Origin of the sequence: Defluviimonas salinarum (assembly GCF_026013545.1) — a bacterium.
Lineage (GTDB): Bacteria > Pseudomonadota > Alphaproteobacteria > Rhodobacterales > Rhodobacteraceae > Albidovulum > Albidovulum salinarum.
This window is the reverse complement of sequence record NZ_JAPDOG010000010.1, coordinates 74,314-90,350: the sequence shown is the minus strand read 5'-3', so window position 1 is coordinate 90,350 and position 16,037 is coordinate 74,314. Positions and strand designations below refer to the sequence as shown.

14 protein-coding genes are annotated in these 16,037 nt (G+C 68.2%); 7 read left to right on the top strand and 7 right to left on the bottom strand.

From position 1 onward, the window contains the following. Nucleotides 1–23: 23 nt before the first annotated feature. Both OM960_RS12480 and OM960_RS12475 read left to right on the top strand, forming a co-directional pair. A complete protein-coding gene (locus tag OM960_RS12480; protein ID WP_263334786.1) occupies nucleotides 24–791 on the top strand; it encodes a hypothetical protein in 768 nt (255 codons plus the stop codon). 16 nt (nucleotides 792–807) lie between these two features. Further along, entirely contained in the window at nucleotides 808–2,130 is a 1,323-nt protein-coding gene (locus OM960_RS12475; RefSeq protein WP_264772162.1) for a P-loop NTPase family protein, read from the top strand. 149 nt (nucleotides 2,131–2,279) lie between these two features. Here OM960_RS12475 and OM960_RS12470 read toward each other — a convergent pair whose 3' ends face one another. From OM960_RS12470 to OM960_RS12445, 6 genes are all read right to left on the bottom strand, one after another. Then, a complete protein-coding gene (locus OM960_RS12470) occupies nucleotides 2,280–3,383 on the bottom strand; it encodes a LysM peptidoglycan-binding domain-containing protein (RefSeq protein ID WP_263334790.1) in 1,104 nt (367 codons plus the stop codon). 62 nt (nucleotides 3,384–3,445) lie between these two features. Further along, nucleotides 3,446–4,603, bottom strand: coding sequence for a LysM peptidoglycan-binding domain-containing protein (locus tag OM960_RS12465; RefSeq protein WP_263334792.1), 1,158 nt, complete (start codon nucleotides 4,601–4,603; stop codon nucleotides 3,446–3,448). Nucleotides 4,604–4,709: 106 nt separating this feature from the next. After that, nucleotides 4,710–5,477: a PP2C family protein-serine/threonine phosphatase gene (locus OM960_RS12460; RefSeq protein WP_264772161.1), complete on the bottom strand. Its 768-nt coding sequence runs from the start codon at nucleotides 5,475–5,477 to the stop codon at nucleotides 4,710–4,712. Between the two features lie 16 nt (nucleotides 5,478–5,493). Next, nucleotides 5,494–6,357 (bottom strand): FHA domain-containing protein, encoded by an 864-nt coding sequence (locus tag OM960_RS12455; protein ID WP_263334795.1) that lies wholly within the window; start codon nucleotides 6,355–6,357, stop codon nucleotides 5,494–5,496. An 88-nt stretch (nucleotides 6,358–6,445) separates the two neighbouring features. Beyond that, nucleotides 6,446–8,509 carry a serine/threonine-protein kinase gene (locus OM960_RS12450; RefSeq protein WP_264772160.1) on the bottom strand — a complete coding sequence of 688 codons (2,064 nt, stop codon included), beginning with the start codon at nucleotides 8,507–8,509 and terminating at the stop codon, nucleotides 6,446–6,448. Nucleotides 8,510–8,841: 332 nt separating this feature from the next. Then, nucleotides 8,842–10,044 carry a PepSY-associated TM helix domain-containing protein gene (locus OM960_RS12445; RefSeq protein ID WP_263334799.1) on the bottom strand — a complete coding sequence of 401 codons (1,203 nt, stop codon included), beginning with the start codon at nucleotides 10,042–10,044 and terminating at the stop codon, nucleotides 8,842–8,844. Nucleotides 10,045–10,194: 150 nt separating this feature from the next. Here OM960_RS12445 and pcaD point away from each other — a divergent pair, with 150 nt between their 5' ends. The 4 genes from pcaD to OM960_RS12425 all read left to right on the top strand — a co-directional run bounded on the left by pcaD (nucleotide 10,195) and on the right by OM960_RS12425 (nucleotide 14,202). Then, nucleotides 10,195–10,983 carry a 3-oxoadipate enol-lactonase gene (gene pcaD / locus OM960_RS12440; RefSeq protein WP_264772159.1) on the top strand — a complete coding sequence of 263 codons (789 nt, stop codon included), beginning with the start codon at nucleotides 10,195–10,197 and terminating at the stop codon, nucleotides 10,981–10,983. A 3-nt stretch (nucleotides 10,984–10,986) separates the two neighbouring features. After that, a complete protein-coding gene (locus OM960_RS12435) occupies nucleotides 10,987–11,733 on the top strand; it encodes an alpha/beta fold hydrolase (RefSeq protein ID WP_264772158.1) in 747 nt (248 codons plus the stop codon). Nucleotides 11,734–11,877: 144 nt separating this feature from the next. Further along, nucleotides 11,878–13,101, top strand: coding sequence for a TCR/Tet family MFS transporter (locus tag OM960_RS12430; RefSeq protein ID WP_264772157.1), 1,224 nt, complete (start codon nucleotides 11,878–11,880; stop codon nucleotides 13,099–13,101). A gap of 18 nt (nucleotides 13,102–13,119) precedes the next feature. Then, entirely contained in the window at nucleotides 13,120–14,202 is a 1,083-nt protein-coding gene (locus OM960_RS12425) for a Zn-dependent alcohol dehydrogenase (protein WP_264772156.1), read from the top strand. Here the strand turns inward: OM960_RS12425 and OM960_RS12420 are convergent. Continuing rightward, a complete protein-coding gene (locus tag OM960_RS12420; RefSeq protein WP_264772155.1) occupies nucleotides 14,199–14,636 on the bottom strand; it encodes a GNAT family N-acetyltransferase in 438 nt (145 codons plus the stop codon). The two genes, OM960_RS12425 and OM960_RS12420, sit on opposite strands and share 4 nt — an antisense overlap. A 100-nt stretch (nucleotides 14,637–14,736) precedes the next feature. Here OM960_RS12420 and OM960_RS12415 point away from each other — a divergent pair, with 100 nt between their 5' ends. Next, nucleotides 14,737–15,978, top strand: a complete 1,242-nt coding sequence (locus tag OM960_RS12415; RefSeq protein WP_264772154.1) for a mandelate racemase/muconate lactonizing enzyme family protein — start codon at nucleotides 14,737–14,739, stop codon at nucleotides 15,976–15,978. The last annotated feature ends 59 nt before the right edge of the window (nucleotides 15,979–16,037 follow it).

Below are 16,037 nucleotides of genomic sequence, written 5' to 3'. Positions count from 1 at the left end.
GATTGACCGAGGGCCCGACAGCAATGACGCTCAGTACCGAGATCGTGACGATACTGGCCGGGGTCGACGAGACCGCCGCCATGCGCGGAAGGCCCGAGCGTGACCTGCCCGGCACCAGCGCCGAGTCGCGTCTCGAAGCGATGTTTGGCGCCATCGAGCACACGATCCTGCCGCGTCGGCTCAACTTCAGCTCGGAAGACGGAATCCGGCTCGAACTGACGGCTCGCAGCGGCCGGCTGTTTGCGCCGGGCGGTGCGAGCGGCCTTGCCGATGTCGCGCGTGCGCTGGTGGCGCATGCGCGGCGCGCGGGCCCGCACGCGGTCAGCAGCACCCCGACCAGTGACGACGGCGAGGACGGCGATGTCAGCTTCGCGCTGGCCGAGCTTCGCGCAGCCTGCGTGCAGGCGGCGGCCGCCGCGCCGGAAGCGGACGCGGCGCCCGAAACGGTGACTGACGACGGCAGCTTCTACGGGCTGATCGCAAGGGCCTGCCCCGTGCGGGCCGAATTCGCGGAGGACGGGACGCGGTTGCGCGATACCGGCGACGCCTCGCTGCCCGACGCGGCGGGCGCCGCTGCGCTGCTTGCCGAACTCGCCGCGCTCGAAGGCGACATGGCCGCGCTGGGAGATGCCCCGGCGCTGGTCGTGCTCGGCGAAGGGCGCGAAGGCGACCTCGTCCTCTGCGGCGATGAAACCGGCGCGGTGGTCGGCCGCCTTGGGGTAGCGGGGTGGTCCGAACTGGTAAGACTCTGGGATGCCGTCGTGCCTCCCGCGGTGGAACAGGATGAGTAACGGTGGGGATGCGGCGATGACCGATTTTACCGAGGTAGCCCAGGTGCGCGCGTTCCTGACCCGTCTGCTTGCGGCGATGGAAGCGGACACGAGCACCGAGCCCCGGATCGACCCTGCCGCGCGCGAGCAAGTGGCGGGCTGGATCGCGCGGCTCGATCACCCGGTCCGGATCACCCTCATCGGACCTGCCGGAGCCGGCAAGTCGAGCCTTCTCAACCTCCTCGTCTGCGAGGAGATACTTCCGACTGCGCTCGGCGGCGTCCCCCTGCCGGCGGTGGCCCTGCGTCACGCGGACGGCTACGAGACGGCGGCGGGCTGGTGGGACCGCCCCGAGGAGCGCTTCGACGGGCTCGCGCTACCCGAGGCGACGGCGCTGGCACCGGACATCCTTTCGGTCGGCCTCGACAGCGAGCTGCTCGAAGATCTCAACTTCATCGAGCTTTCGAACTTCGACGACCCCGCGGCGCGAGCGAACGGATTTTTCGTCCTGAACCGGCTGACCGACATGGTGATCTGGTGCAGCCGTGCCGGCGCAAGCTGGACGGCCCGCGACCAGGAGCTTTGGGCCCAGGTTCCGACCGCGCTGCGCCGGCGCAGCATTTGCGTGCTCACCCATGCCGACAGGCTGTCCCCGCAGGAGCGGGCCGCCTGTTTCGACGGAACCGGCGCGCCTTTCGAACATGGCTTTACCGCCGTCCTGCCGATCGCGACGCCGGAGGGTTGGCAAGCGCTCCAGAGCACCGAGCCCGGCGCCGAACAGCGTTGGTCCAGAAGCGGCGCGGACGCGTTGCTGAAGGCCATCATCGAGATGGCCGGATCGATCTTCGACAGCGATCTCACGAAGATCGTGCAAGAGATCGAGCACCTGCCCGACACCTTTCTGACCCTCGGCCGCGATCAGGCCATGGAACCCACGCCGTCACCGGCGCCCGCCAGCGAAGCATCGTCCGCGACCGAGGTGGCAGAGACCGCGCCTGACGACGAGGCACCCGACGATGGTCTCTTCGCCCGCTGGAAACAGGAAGTGGCAGACCTCCATGCACGCGCCCTTTCCGGCAACTTCGCGGCCGACGGCGACTTCGTCGAGGCCTGTTGCGCGCTCGTCGGGGAGTTTCTCGACGAGCCGGACGCACTCGGCGGACGCGCGTTCGCCGGACACTGGCTCACCGAAGAGTTCGAAAAGGCGCGCGACCTGCTCGTGCTGATGCAGTACGAGGCGGACTCTCCCGCCGGCGCCGCTGCGGCGCTGCTCTTGGCGCAACTGACGGACGACCTCGCCTGGGGCGCGTCGGACACCGCCGGGGTCGAAATCGCGGAAAAGCCCCGCAAGCGCGCCTGATCCGAGGAGAATCCTCGCGCCGCCAGGCTGCGCCAGCGCAGACCGCCAGAAAGAAGAAAGCCCGCCGGCTCCTTCAGGGCCGACGGGCAGGTGCCGCCATCGCGTGACGGTGATGTGCCGCGGACCGGTACCGGTCCGCGGCCGATTGGTCAGTTCGACGCCGAGCGCTCGTTCACTTCCTGCAGCGTCCCCGAGATGACGTCATACCATTCGCCCGTGTCGCGCATTTCGGTCAGGCCGCGGTTGATCATCGCGAGGTATTCGCGGCCGAACGGGTTCGACTTGTGGGCCAGCGCCGCCATCGTCATGACCGACGACAGGTAAGGGTTCTCGACCACCTCGGCTTCGATCCCGAGCGTCTTGATCACGTCGGCCGCCGACTGCACTTCCATCGCCACGATGTCGATATTGCCGAACATCATGCCTTCGAAGCATTCCTCGCGCTTGGCCGGGCGCACCATGGTGATCGTCGGCTCCACGAGACCCTGCTCCTCGAGGTCGAAGGTGTAGTAGCCTTCGAGCCGGCAGATCCGCGCGCCTTCGAAGTCCGCATAGGCCTTGGCGGTGGCGTATTTGCTGCCCGGCTTGGCGTAGAAGCCCGAAACCGGCTCGTAAAGCGGCAGCGATGCGTCATAGTCGGTGCAGCGCTTGGCCATCGACTCGGACAGCATCCCGATCTTCTCGCAGTTCGGCATGTACCAGGCGAGGCCGATGTCGAACGCGCCCGAAGGCAGCAGCGCCGTCGTGTGCGAATCCCAGTCGTCGACCCAGTTGACGGTGTATTCGCGGTCGTTGCCGCCGCGGTGCATCGCAGTCGTCGCAAGGCGCACCGCGATGCCGCCGCCGGTCAGCGATTCATCGGCGAAGGGGCTCCAGTCGTTGCCGGAGACGAATTTCACCTTCGGCCGGTAGGCGCCGACGCTGCTGCCGCTCGAAGACCCGGTCGAGCTGGCCTCGGGAAGCTCGATCGACGGCGCCGGGGCGTCGGCCGTCAGACGGCCGTCCTCACAGGGCAGCACGAGCTCGGTGCCCGGCTCGAGCCCGTTCGGATTGGAGCCCAGGATCTGGCGGTTTGCGTTGAAGATGATCTGGTAGTCGAGCGATCCGTAGGCGGCCTTGGCGATGGTGCCGAGCGTATCGCCATCCTTGACGGTGTAGTTGGTACAGGCTTCCTGCGCGAAGGCGGCCGGGGACATGATCGCGACAACGGCGCAGGTGGCGGCCAGTTTGACGAATGTGGCTTGGATTTTCACGGGCTATTCTCCTGTGCTGGTATCTGGGTAAGGGTCAGACCCTTCGATGAGTTGAGGGGTGATCAGGACTTGGGTGCGACTTTGCGGGCCTGCTCCAGCAGCCCGGCGGAGACGATGTCGTACCACTCGCCGCTCTGGCGCATGATCGCGAGACCGGAATTGATGGTGGCGATGATCTCGTCCGCGTTCGGGTTCTGCTTGTGGACGAAGACACGCAGCGTCTTGATATGGGCGAGGTTCGGGTTCTCGATGGCTTCGTTCTTGAGCCCGAGCGCGTCGAGCGCCTCGGCCGCGACCTGGACCTCGATGTGAACGACATCGACCGAGCCCGCGGCGAGCGCCGAGAAACACTCCGCGACGGTGACGGGGCGAACCAGCGTGATCTCGGGTTCGGCAAGACCGGCGGTGCTCAGCCAGGCCAGCGAATGGCCGTCAGGCCGGCAGATCCGCTTGCCGCGGAAGGCGTCGAAGCTCTTTGCGTCCTCAAGCCCGCTGCCCTTCATCGCGAAATAACCGTCGACGATGTCGTAGAAGGACTCGCTGTGCGCGAAATCGGTGCAGCGGTAGGCGTCGGCCGCGGTCAGGACGCCGAGATTGCTGCAGTCCGGCAGGCTCCACGGGAAGGTCGCGTCGAAGGCACCGCTCGGCAGCAGGGTGTCGAGATGCGCGCCCCAGTCGTTGACAAAGGCGATCGAGACATCGGCGCCGCTGTTGGCACGCACCATGGCGGTCCGCACGAGCTGGGTGATGATGCCGCCACCGGAAAGCTGCTCGTCGGCGAAGGGCGGATAGTCGTCGCCGGTGATGAAGGAGATCTTCTCCAGCGGCGCGACTGCAGGCGTTGCCGGCGCTGCGGGCTCCGTTGCGACCTCGGCCGCGACTTCGGTCGCCGGTTCGGCCTCCTCCACCACTTCCGCGGTCGCTGGCGCAGCCGGCTCGGCACTCTCCGCATCGGCGGCGACCTGACCGTCGAGACACGGAATCTCGAGCATCGTCCCCTTTTCGATCAGGTTGGGATTGCCGCCGATGGTGTCACGGTTGGCATTGAATATCCGCTGGAAGTTGTAGTCGCCATAGGCCGTTCGGGAGATGCTCGACAGCGTGTCGCCGGGCTGCACCGTGTAGCGCGAGCACGCTTCCTGCGCGGAGACGCCGAACGGCACGGCAACCACCGCGAGACAGGCGGCTGCGAGGGTCTTGCGAAGGGTTCCGTTATCCATGCATTGGCCTTTTTTTGCGCAGGAAGACCCCGCCCGGCAAACCGGCCGCCTGTCCTGCCTGTTGGGTTTTCGTTTGAACGCCGCCACACGCGGGCGGGTTCACTCATTAACTGATCTTGATCACGGCCACCGAGATGTTGTCCTGGTCGGGATCGCCGAGGGACTCGACCGAGGCGACGAGCGCCCGCGCGAGAACAGCGCTGCTTTCGGTGCGCAACCTGCTCACAATGTCCTGAATCTCCTCGTCGGTGAGGAACTGCAGCCCATCGCTCGAGGCGATCACGATGTCGCCAGGCACAAGCTTTACTGGTGCCTTGCCCCAGTCGATCCGGGGGATCGCACTGCCCATCAGAACTGAGGTCAGGCAGTTGCGGTCAGGATGGTTGCGCGCGGTTTCGGCGTCCATCATACCCGTGCGCACCATCAGGTCGATCTGCGGCGCCATCGAGTGGTCCTCGTTGATCTGCCGGAGGCCCTCTTCGCTGAAGACGTAGAGCGGCGAGTCCCCGACCGAGATCCAGTGCAGCCGGTCCTCGTGCACGACGGGCGCTATGAGTGTCGTACCCATCCCCGCGACGTCGCGGTTCTGCGCCACATAAGAAGCGATCGACGCGTTGGCGCTGGTGGCGGCTTCATGCAGGATCGAGGGGATATCATCGTCGCTGACTTCGCCCGGCTCTAACCGGTCGCCAAGGCTGCGCGACATCTCCTCTACCACGATGGCGCTGGCGATATCGCCCGCCGCGTGGCCGCCCATTCCGTCGGCGAGAACGGCGAAACCGATCGGACGATTGGCGGCGCACCGGGCCGCCACGGCGTCTTCCTGGTAATCGCGCTGGCCCTTGTGGAGCGCGGTGGCTACATCATAACGCATTGAACAAGCTACTTTCTTACTGATCAGCCCAAGTGAAATCCTCGTCGCAGAAGGCAACGAAGCTGAGTGTCGTCTCACCGATGCGGATCAGATCGCCGTCCTGCAGGTGCTCGGTCGAGAGGACCGGCTTGCCGTTCAGCCGGACGATGTTCGCCTTGCCGCCGTGGCCGAGATAGAACTTGCGCTCCTCGTCGTCGAAGGCGATCGCGGCATGGTTGGCGCGCGAGATGTTGGTATCGCCGAAATCGAGCTGGATCGCCTGGTCGTCGCCGCGCCCGATTTGCGAAACGCCGGCCTGCAGTGTGAACGAGGCGCCACGCCCCGGCCCCTTGACGACCACGACCCATCCGAACGGGAATTCCGAACGGCCGGTCACCGGCGCGCTGGCGGCGCCTTCGGCGAACAGCTCCGCCACGCGCCCGCCGGAGCGGTCGAACCCGAGGAAGGTCGTCTTGACCCGGCTCGAACGGCGCGGCGCAGAACCCTGCTCGGAATCCACGGCCGCAGCCGCGGGGGCAGGATCGGCAGTCGGAGCTGAGGGGGCGACAGGCGCCGGGGTGCTAATAGGCGCGACCTCGGCCGCGGGCCGGACCTCGGAAGCCTTGACCGGGGCGGCGACGGGTTGCGGCGCGGTCTCGGCCGTTTGCATGGCCGACGACAGGCGCCGCAGGATCAGCGTTTCGAAGGCTTCCACCTGCCCGGTGTTGGACGCGGCCGGCTTGGGCGTCTCGGCGGCAACCACCGGCGCTGGCTCGGGCTCGGATGCCGGCGCGGGTTCGGGTGCGGGCTCCGCAGCGCGCTCCTGCATCGCCTTGCGCCGCGACACGAGATCGAAGGAGAAGCCGCGGTCTCCGAGTCCTTGCAGTGGTCTTATCTTCATTGTCTCGGCCTTCTGGGTTGATGTGTCAGGTCGCGGCGACATCCGCGGGAGTACTTGAAAAGAAACGGCTCCGGGTCACCGCACCGGCTCAACTCGCGGGCGCCAGAGACATCGTCACGGTCGTCGTCTGGCCACCACGCTGCACTTCGAGCGTCGCCTCCGTGGTTTCGCCGCCAGCGAGCTTCTCGATCAGACGCTCGGCGGAATCCGCGGCATCGAACCGCGTGTTGGTGGATACCTCGCGCAAGAGCACATCGCCGTCGTGCAGCTTGGACGTAGCACCCTCGGTGACTCCAACCGCGACGGTCTTCCACGCGCCGTCGACCAGACGGCTCTCGAGACTCGTCGCATCGGCCAGGCCGACCCGGCGCACGGCGGGAATCGCGATTTCCACGCTTTGGTATTTCGCCCCGCCCGGTGTCTTGATCCGCAGCTCGGCGTGGGCCATTCCGTCCTTGCCCACCGTGATGTCGCGCAGCACCTGCGCCGCGAGATCGTTGGTGATCGAGATCGGCCGGCCGTTGATCGCAAAGATCATGGCGCCGTCGACCATCCAGTCGCCGACCAGGGCCGGGTCGACGCCCTCGTTCACGCCGGTCAGCCGCGCGAACCGGGTGGTGCCGATCACGCGGTATTCGGACGCGAAGGGCAGCGACACATCCCAGACCGCGTAGGAGAGTTCGGCGCGCACCGGCGCCGCCGCACTCTCCGCCGCCGCGCCCTCGGTGGCAGCGGTCTCGATTACCGGGCTCTCTGTGGCAGCACTCTCGGTGGTCGCTGTCGTAACTGCCACGGGTTCAGCCACCTTTGCCTCGGTCGCCGTCTTCGTCTCCGGCGCAGGCGTCTCCGCCACCCCGGTCGCAGCTGGAACCGTCTTGGCCACGGGTTCCGGGCCGGTCATCGTCATCGCGACGCCGACCGCCGCCACGATCGCGATCGCCGCGGCGCCGAGCATCAAGCCGCGCCGGCTCTTGCGCTCGGTCGGCGAAGGCGCGACCGCCTCCATTCGCCCGGTTGGCCGAAGTGCCGCCACCTCCGTCTTCCCGGTCGCCGGAGGCGCCGACGCCTCCTTCCGCCCGGCGCCGTCTTGAGGCGCCGAGGCCTGTTCCTTCTTCTCCTGCGGCTCGTCCTGCGGATCCGCCACGTCCTGCTGACCGGCCTCGGCCACCATCCCGGCCACCGCCGCCTCGATCGCCGCAGCCGCCGCCGAAGCCGACGCCACCGCCGCTCCGTCCAGAAGCGACAGCCAGTCGCCCGCCGACTGGATGCGATTGCGCGGCAGCACGTTCATCGCGTGGTCCACCGATCCGAGGAAGCCCTCGGGGTATCCCGGGAACCGCCCCGCGAGCGGCACGTAAGGGTCGGGCTTGGATTCGGCGATGGCGGCGAGCCGCACCTGGCTGTTGGCCGGAGCCTCCCCGGCGATCGCGTGGTAGATCGAGGCGCCGAGCGCGTAGAGATCGCTCCACGGCCCCTGCTCGCTGCCGGCGATGTAGAATTCCTGCGGCGAGTAGCCGTCCTTGACGACCCGGAGCGCCGAGAGCGCCCGGCTGGCGCGGGTCGCCTCCTCGCGCGCGGCGCCGAAGTCGATCAGGATCGGCTCGCCGGCCCCGTTGATGAGGATGTTGTCGGGCGCGATGTCGCGGTGCAGGAGGCCACTGGCGTGCACGAAGGCCACGGCGTCCAGGAGCCTGCGCGTGATCGACACGATCCGCGTTGGGGCGAACTCGACTTCCGGATCCTCGATGATCGCAAGCAGATCGCGACCGTTGACGTAGTCGATCGCCATGTAGGCTGTGTCGTTGTCCTCGAAGACCTGGTGCACGCCGACGATGTTCGGATGAACGAGCTTGGAGAGGTTGCGCGCCTCCTGCACGAAGAGCCGCACGATCGAGCGGAACTCGGCCTGGTGGGCGCGCGAGCGGGCGCCGACGATGGTGTTCGAGCGCCGGCAGAACGCGCCCGGAAAGCACTCCTTGATCACGACGTCGCGGTCGAGGCTGTCCTTGGCCAGATAGGTGATGCCGAACCCGCCGTGATTGAGAAAGCGGGAAATCGTGTACTGGCCGTTCAGAAGCTTCGTGCCCGCCGACAGCTCGTCCACGAAGTCTTCCTGATCGACAGGGGTTTCCGCCTCAAGTTGCGCTTGCATTTTAAAATCGTTCCCCACGTTTCTGCGGTCGTACCAATGCAAAAGTCACGCCCGGCGCATCCCAACGCCGGCACAACTCGTACAAAAGAACGTAACAACATCCCCTGAGAACAATTGTTCACAGGATGAAAAAGGCCGAATTTTGGCGCAACATTGGCGCAACGGCGACGGAACCCAAGGGTGATTGATTTTACTCTTTTTTCACCCGACGCGACGACACGACAATTCCGGAGATACGGCCAAAAATCCGCGCGCGGCTCAATCGTGGCGCGAATCGCTTTCGACTGACCGCATCTACCGGAGCCGCCGGGTACGCACCACCGCGGAAACCCTCAGATCGCGTGGATAAGCGCCATTGCGGCCATCGTGACGGCGAGTGCCGCATAGGCCCATTTTACAGGTCCAAGCCCACCAAGAAACACGTCCAGACCGCCAGCGGACCGGTCGTTTCGCGCCGGACGAAGTCGCGCGATAAAGACCCTCATGCCGGTTACCGCAAGCGTGACCGCACCGAGACCGAATGCCACCCAGACGAGTATCGACACGAATCCGCCCCATTTGCCATAATGAACGCCGATCGCCACCGGAAGGATCCGGGCCATCGCATTGCCGGTCTCGGGCAGATCGCGCGCGACGATCCCCATCGTCGCGGGATCGAACCGGACCTCGGCCGGACCGAACATCGCCCCCCGGCCCGCGATATGGCCCACGACCGCGAGCGGCTCTCGCGGCAGCCCGGGAAGCGTGATCTGGGTCGCGACCAGTTCCGGCACCACCGCTTCGGCGGCGGCCACCAGCCGATCGAGGTCGTGGCCGTCGAAGCCGGCGGGCAGCCGCTCTGCGCGCACAGCGAGCGCGCCGGGCGGCGGATGCCGCGGGCGCACTCCGATCCGGTCGAGCAGGAAGATCATCCCGCTCACACTGACGATCAGCAGGAACGGCCAAACCCAGACCGCGACCAGCCGATGCCATGCCCCCATCCGCAGCCGGGCATCTCCGCCCGCAGCGGGCCGGCGGAGCATTCCCCTCCAGAACCGGCGGTAGGTGACGAGCCCGGTGACCAGCATTGAAAAGAGCGCGACCGACAGCGCCGTCACGGCGACCTCCGCCGGCCTCCACCGGGTCAGGTAGTTGACATGGATCTCGCGGATCGCATTGCGTGCCGCCGCCAGCCCAGCGCCACCCGAACCAAGCACCCGCCCGTCCGCCGGATCCGTCCAGACCATCCGCGGCCGGTCCCGCGCGTCCTTGACATAGGCGATGTCGCCGAACCAGGGCCGCTCGGAGCGCCGCATGATGAAGATCTCGGTACCGGGATCGGCCTTCCGTATGTTGTCGTATGCCGCTCCGAACGTGGTCTGCTCGGGCGGCGTCAGGCGGGCCAGCCACAGGTCCGGCCGGCCGGCAAGGGTCAGTTCCGGCGAGAAGAGAAGGAGCGTCCCGGTCACGAAACTGAGCGCGAACAGAAGGCTGAGGTTCAGCCCGACCAAGGCGTGCAGCCGAAACAGCACCCGTCGCAGGTTCCGACCGGCCATGATCAATCACACCATATCCAATATCCGTCCCGCCGAACTGGTAGCATTGCCACGGCCACGGCGCAAATCCCCGCCGCAGCGAGGCCGGCGCGGTCTTGTGGATCCCACCCTGCCGCCGCAGGATGCCGGAGCAACCCCGGAAGGCACGCGATGAACATTCTCGATCTCGGAGACATCCAGCTCCACTGGCGCGAGGACGGCGACCCGGCCGGCGCGCCGGTGGTCTTCGCCAACTCGCTCGGCACCGATCTGCGGATGTGGGACAAGCTCGTGCCACGCCTGCCGCAGGGGCTGCGGCTGATCCGCTACGACAAGCGCGGCCACGGGCTGTCCTCCTGCCCGGCCGGGCCCTACGGGATGGGCACGCTCGTCCGCGATGCCGAGCGGTTGCTCGACGGGCTCGGGGTGCGCGACTGCGTCTTCGTCGGGCTTTCGGTCGGCGGGCTGATCGCCCAAGGGCTCGCGGTGAAGCGGCTGGATCTCTTGCGCGCGATGGTGCTGTCGAACACCGCGGCCAAGATCGGCACCCAGCAGATGTGGGCCGACCGCATCGCGACGGTCCGCAAGGACGGGATCGAGGCGATCGCCGACGGACTGATGGAGCGGTGGTTCTCGAAGCCGTTCCGCGCCACGCCCGAGCTGCGGGGCTGGCGCAACATGCTGACCCGGCAGCCGGTCGAGGGCTATGCCGGCACCGCCGCCGCGATCGCCGGGACCGATTTCATCACGCCGACCTCGGGCCTCACGCTGCCGACGCTGGTGCTTGCCGGCTCGGAGGACGGCGCCACCCCGCCCGACCTCGTGCGCGAGACCGCGGGCCTGATCCGCGGCGCCCGGTTCGAGCTCATCCGAGGCGCGGGTCACCTGCCGCCGGTCGAGAAGCCGGGCGAATACGCGACGCTCCTGACCGGCTTCCTTACCGCGATCGGCCATCACTGAACGATGGCGCGCTTTCTCCTGATCCACGGCTCCTGCCACGGCGCCTGGTGCTGGCGCGAGGTGATCGCGGAACTCGCCACCCTGGGTCACGACGCGAAGGCCATCGACCTGCCCGCCCACGGCGACGACCCGACTCCGGCGGCGGCGGCGACGCTTGACCTCTATGCCGAGACGATCCTCACTGCTATCGAAGCGCCGGTGACGCTGGTCGGCCATTCCGCCGGCGGCTACCCGATCACGCTCGCGGCCGAACGCGCGCCGGAAAAGATCACCCGGCTCGTCTATCTCTGCGCCTACGTCCCCGCCCCCGGCCTCTCGATGATCGAGATGCGCCGCGCCGGGCCGAGCCAGCCTCTCGCCGGCGCCGTCCACGCCGATCCCGACGGCATCAGCTACCGGATCGACCCGGAGAAGGCGCGTACCACCTTCTTCCACGACTGCTCAGAGGCGGCGCTGGCAGATACGCTGCCCCGGCTCTGCCCCGAGCCGATCGCGCCGCAATCGACCGCGCTGCCGCCGCTGCACCACTGGCCCTCGGTCGAAAAGCACTACATCCGCTGCGACGACGACCACGCGATCCCGCCCGGCTACCAGACGACGATGAGCGCCGGCTTTCCCCCTGCCCATGTCAGCGCCCTGCCGACCGGCCATTCTCCCTTTCTCTCGGCGCCCGCGCTCCTCGCCCGGCGCCTCGACGAGATCGCCCGGACCCGGCCCAATCTCCGCCCCGACGGCGACACGCCCGGTTGAAGCGCCTCCCCTCCCCCTCGTGGGGAGGGGATGGGGGTGGGGGGCGACACCGGGCCCCGACCCGAACCTGCGGCAGGGAAATCCCGCCTTTCCCCGCCGCGCGGCGTCCGCTAGCGTGTCCGGGCCCGACGGGCAGGACACCCCATGCAGAACCGCCTCGCGCTGATCTTCATCCTGATGACCGTGATGATCGATGCCATCGGCATCGGCATCATCTTCCCCGTCATGCCCAACCTCCTCGCCGAGGTGACCGGCGCCGACATTTCGCATGCGGCGCTCTGGGGCGGGGTCCTCGCCACCTCCTTCGCGGTGATGCAGTTCCTCTTCGGCCCCGTCGTCGGCAACCTCTCCGACCGCTTCGGGCGACGGCCGGTGATGCTCACCGCGCTCGGGGTGATGGCGCTCGACTACGCGATCATGGCAGTCGCCGGTACGATCTGGCTCCTCCTTGTAGGACGCGTCGTCGCCGGGATCACCGCGGCGACCTACACCACCGCCTCGGCCTATATGGCAGACATCTCGCCGAAAGAAGACCGCGCGAAGAACTTCGGCCTGATCGGCGCGGCCTTCGGGCTCGGCTTCATCGCCGGCCCGTTCCTCGGCAGCCTGCTTTCGACCCTCGGCATCCGTGCGCCCTTCTGGGGCGCGGCGGCGCTTTCGGCCGCCAATCTCGTCCTTGGCCTCGTCGTCCTGCCGGAATCGGTGACCGACCGGATCCGCCGCCCCTTCTCCTGGGCGCGGGCCAATCCCCTCGCCTCGTTCCGCGCCATCGGCCGGCTGCCCGGCCTCGGCCGGCTCCTCGCGCTCTACCTCGTCTACAACGTCGCACTCCATGTCTACGAATCGGTCTGGGCCTTCTACGGCAAGGCCCGGTTCGACTGGGACCCGTTCATGATCGGCGTCTCGCTCGCCGTCTACGGGCTCTTCTTCACGCTCGTGCAGGCCTTCGCCATCGGCCCGGTGATCCGCGCCGTGGGCGAGCGTCGCGCGGCCCTCTACGGCCTCTGGATCGAGTTCGCGGCCTGCCTCTTCTTCGCCTTCGTCACCTCTGGCTCCGCCGCCATCGTCTTCACCGCCATCGCCGCCTTCGGCAGCATCGCCGGTCCGGCGATGCAGGGGCTGATGTCGAACGGCACCCCCGACGACCAGCAGGGCGAACTGCAGGGCGTGATAGCCTCGCTGACGGCCGTCGGCATGATCCTCTCGCCGATGCTGATGACCGGGACCTTCTCGTGGTTCACCCGCCCCGGCGCCGCGCCCTACTTCCCCGGCGCGCCGTTCCTGCTCGCCGCCGCGCTGGTGGTCGTTTGCGTCATCATCCTTGTCGCGCGTTCGCGCGAATCCGCACCCGCCGACCCCGTAGCCTGACCCCGAACGGAGACCGCGATGCCCCAGATCCGCGCCGCCATCTGCCATGCATTCGGCCAACCGCTCACGGTCGAGACGGTCGATCTGCGCGCGCCCGGCCCCGGCGAGGTCGAGGTGACGCTCGACGCCTGCGCGATCTGCTATTCCGACATCTCCTATATCGATGGCGGCTGGGGCGGCGCGCTGCCCGCGGTCTACGGCCACGAGGCGGCCGGCCGGGTCAGCGCCACCGGCCCCGGTGTTGTCGCCTACGCGCCGGGTGACCCGGTCCTCGTCACGCTGATTCGCGCCTGCGGCACCTGCGCGCCCTGCGCCACCGGCCGCCCGGTCCACTGCGCAACGCCCCCCGGCACCGAAAGCCCGCTGAGCTGGAACGGCAAGCCCCTCAAACAGGGCCTGAACTGCGGCGCCTTCGCCGAACGGGTCGTCGTGCAATCAAGCCAGCTCGCCTCCCTGCCCGCTGGCATCCCGATGGAGGCCGCCGCGCTTCTCTCCTGCGGCGCAATCACCGGGCTCGGCGCCGCGGTGAACACCGCCCGCATCCGCCCCGGCGAGGTGGTGACGGTGATCGGCGCGGGCGGCGTCGGCCTCAATGCGATCCAGGGCGCCCGGCTCGCCGGCGCCGCGCGCATCATCGCCGTCGACATGAACGCCGAGAAACTCGCCACCGCGATCGAGTTCGGCGCCACCGACGGCGTCCTCGCCACCAATCCGAAACCCTGGACGGAAGCAAAACGCTTCGCCGGGCGCGGCGCCGACGCGGTGCTCGTCACCGTGGGGGCGATCCCCGCCTACGACACCGCGCCGCGCTTCCTCGCCCCCGGCGGCCGCATGGTCGCGGTCGGCATGCCGCATTCCGGCGCGACCTCCGCCTACGAACCGGTGATCCTTGCCGCGACCGGACAGAGCATGACCGGCTCGCTCATGGGCGACACCGTGCTCGCCCGCGACATCCCCTGGATCACCGATCTCTACGCCCAGGGCCGGCTCAAGCTCGACGAGCTGATCTCGGGCCGCTTCAGCCTCGACGAGATCAACGAGGCGATCGCCGACACCCGTGCCGGCAAGGCCCGCCGCAACGTCCTCGTCCTCGGAGGCTAGTCATCGAACGCGCCGTCCCAGCCGAAGCCGACGAACGGCACCTCGTCGCCGCCGAGCCGCCGGTAGAGCGCGAGCGCCGGCCCATTGTCCGTCTCGGTGCCGAGCCAGATGCCCACGCAGCCCCGCGCCCGAGCTTCGGCGAAAAGCACCGCCATCATCGCCCGGCCGATCCCCTGCCGCCGCCATGCCTCGCGCACTCCGACCTCGTTGACGAAGAGGGCCGGCCGCTTGTCGGGATGCAGAAGCACTGTCCCCGAGGCGAGACCCACCACTTCCGCCCCGGCGAGGGCCAGCACGATCATGTGGCCGGGATCGGCCAGAAACGCCGCCGCCTGTTCCGGATCGACCGGATAGTCGAAGAGCCCCGCACCGACACCGGTCAGGAGCGCCAGCTCGCCGGGGCCGAGAAGCTGATATGTGATCGGTTCCGTCATGCCGCCCGCTCCCCTGCGAGCCTAGCACGATCCCGCCGCGAAGCCGAAGCCCCGGCGCCCCGGCGCCGTCGCAAACCCCGCTCAACCGCATGAGGACGAGATGAAACTCAAGGACCTCGAGATCTTCACCGTAGCACCGCCCGCCCCCGGCTGGGGCGGCCGCTACTGGATCTTCACCAAGCTCACCACCGATGACGGCATCACCGGCTACGGCGAGTGCTACGCCTCCTCGGTCGGTCCGAAGGCGATGGAGGCCGTCATCACCGACGTCTTCAACCGCCACATGGCCGGCGAGAATCCCGAAAACATCGAACTGATGTTCCGCCGCGCCTATTCCTCGGGCTTCACCCAGCGCCCCGACCTCACCGTGATGGGCGCCTTCTCGGGGCTCGAGATCGCCTGCTGGGACATCATCGGCAAGGCGCGGAACCGCCCGGTCCACGCCCTTCTCGGCGGCAGGATCAACGAGCGGCTGCGCTCCTATACCTATCTCTACCCCGAAGCCGGCAAGGAAACGGCCGAGTTCTGGGTCAGCCCCGACATGGCCGCCGAGGCGGCGGCGCGCTTCGCGGGCATGGGCTTCACCGCGGTCAAGTTCGATCCCGCCGGCCCCTATACGATCCGCGGCGGCCACGATCCCAGCCAGTCCGACATCTCGCGCTCGGCCGCCTTCTGCAAGGCGATCCGCGATGCGGTGGGCGACCGCGCCGACCTTCTCTTCGGCACGCACGGCCAGTTCAACGTCGCCGGCGCGATCCGGCTTGCCCAGGCGATCGAGCCCTACGGGCCGCTCTGGTACGAAGAACCGATCCCGCCCGACAACCTCTTGGACTTCGCCGAGGTGCAGAAGGCGGTGCGGATCCCGGTCGCGACCGGCGAGCGCTTCACCACCAAGGCCGAGTTCGCGACCGTGCTCAGGACCGGCGGCGCCCGCATCCTGCAACCCGCCCTCGGCCGCGCCGGCGGGATCTGGGAGATGAAGAAGCTCGCCGCCATCGCCGAGGTCTTCACCGCCCAGATGGCCCCGCATCTCTATGCCGGCCCGGTGGAATGGGCGGCCAACATCCAGCTCGGCGCCTCGATCCCGAACCTCCTTATGGTGGAGACGATCGAGACCGGCGGCGCCTTCCACCTCAAGCTCATCAAGAACTCGATCAAGTGGGAAGAGGGCTACGTCATCGTCCCTGACACCCCAGGTCTCGGCATCGAGTTCGACGAGGATCTCGCGCGCGCCCATCCCTACACCGGGACGCGCCTGCACCTCGAGATGCAGGAGGCGCCCTGCGACTACGCGAGGCCCAACTGGTTCGAGGGCGGCGCGCCCGCGACGAAGCGGCCCTGAGCGGCCGGCCGAAACCCGCCGCCGCCCCGGCACGCGCCCTTGACGCGCCGGGGCGGCGC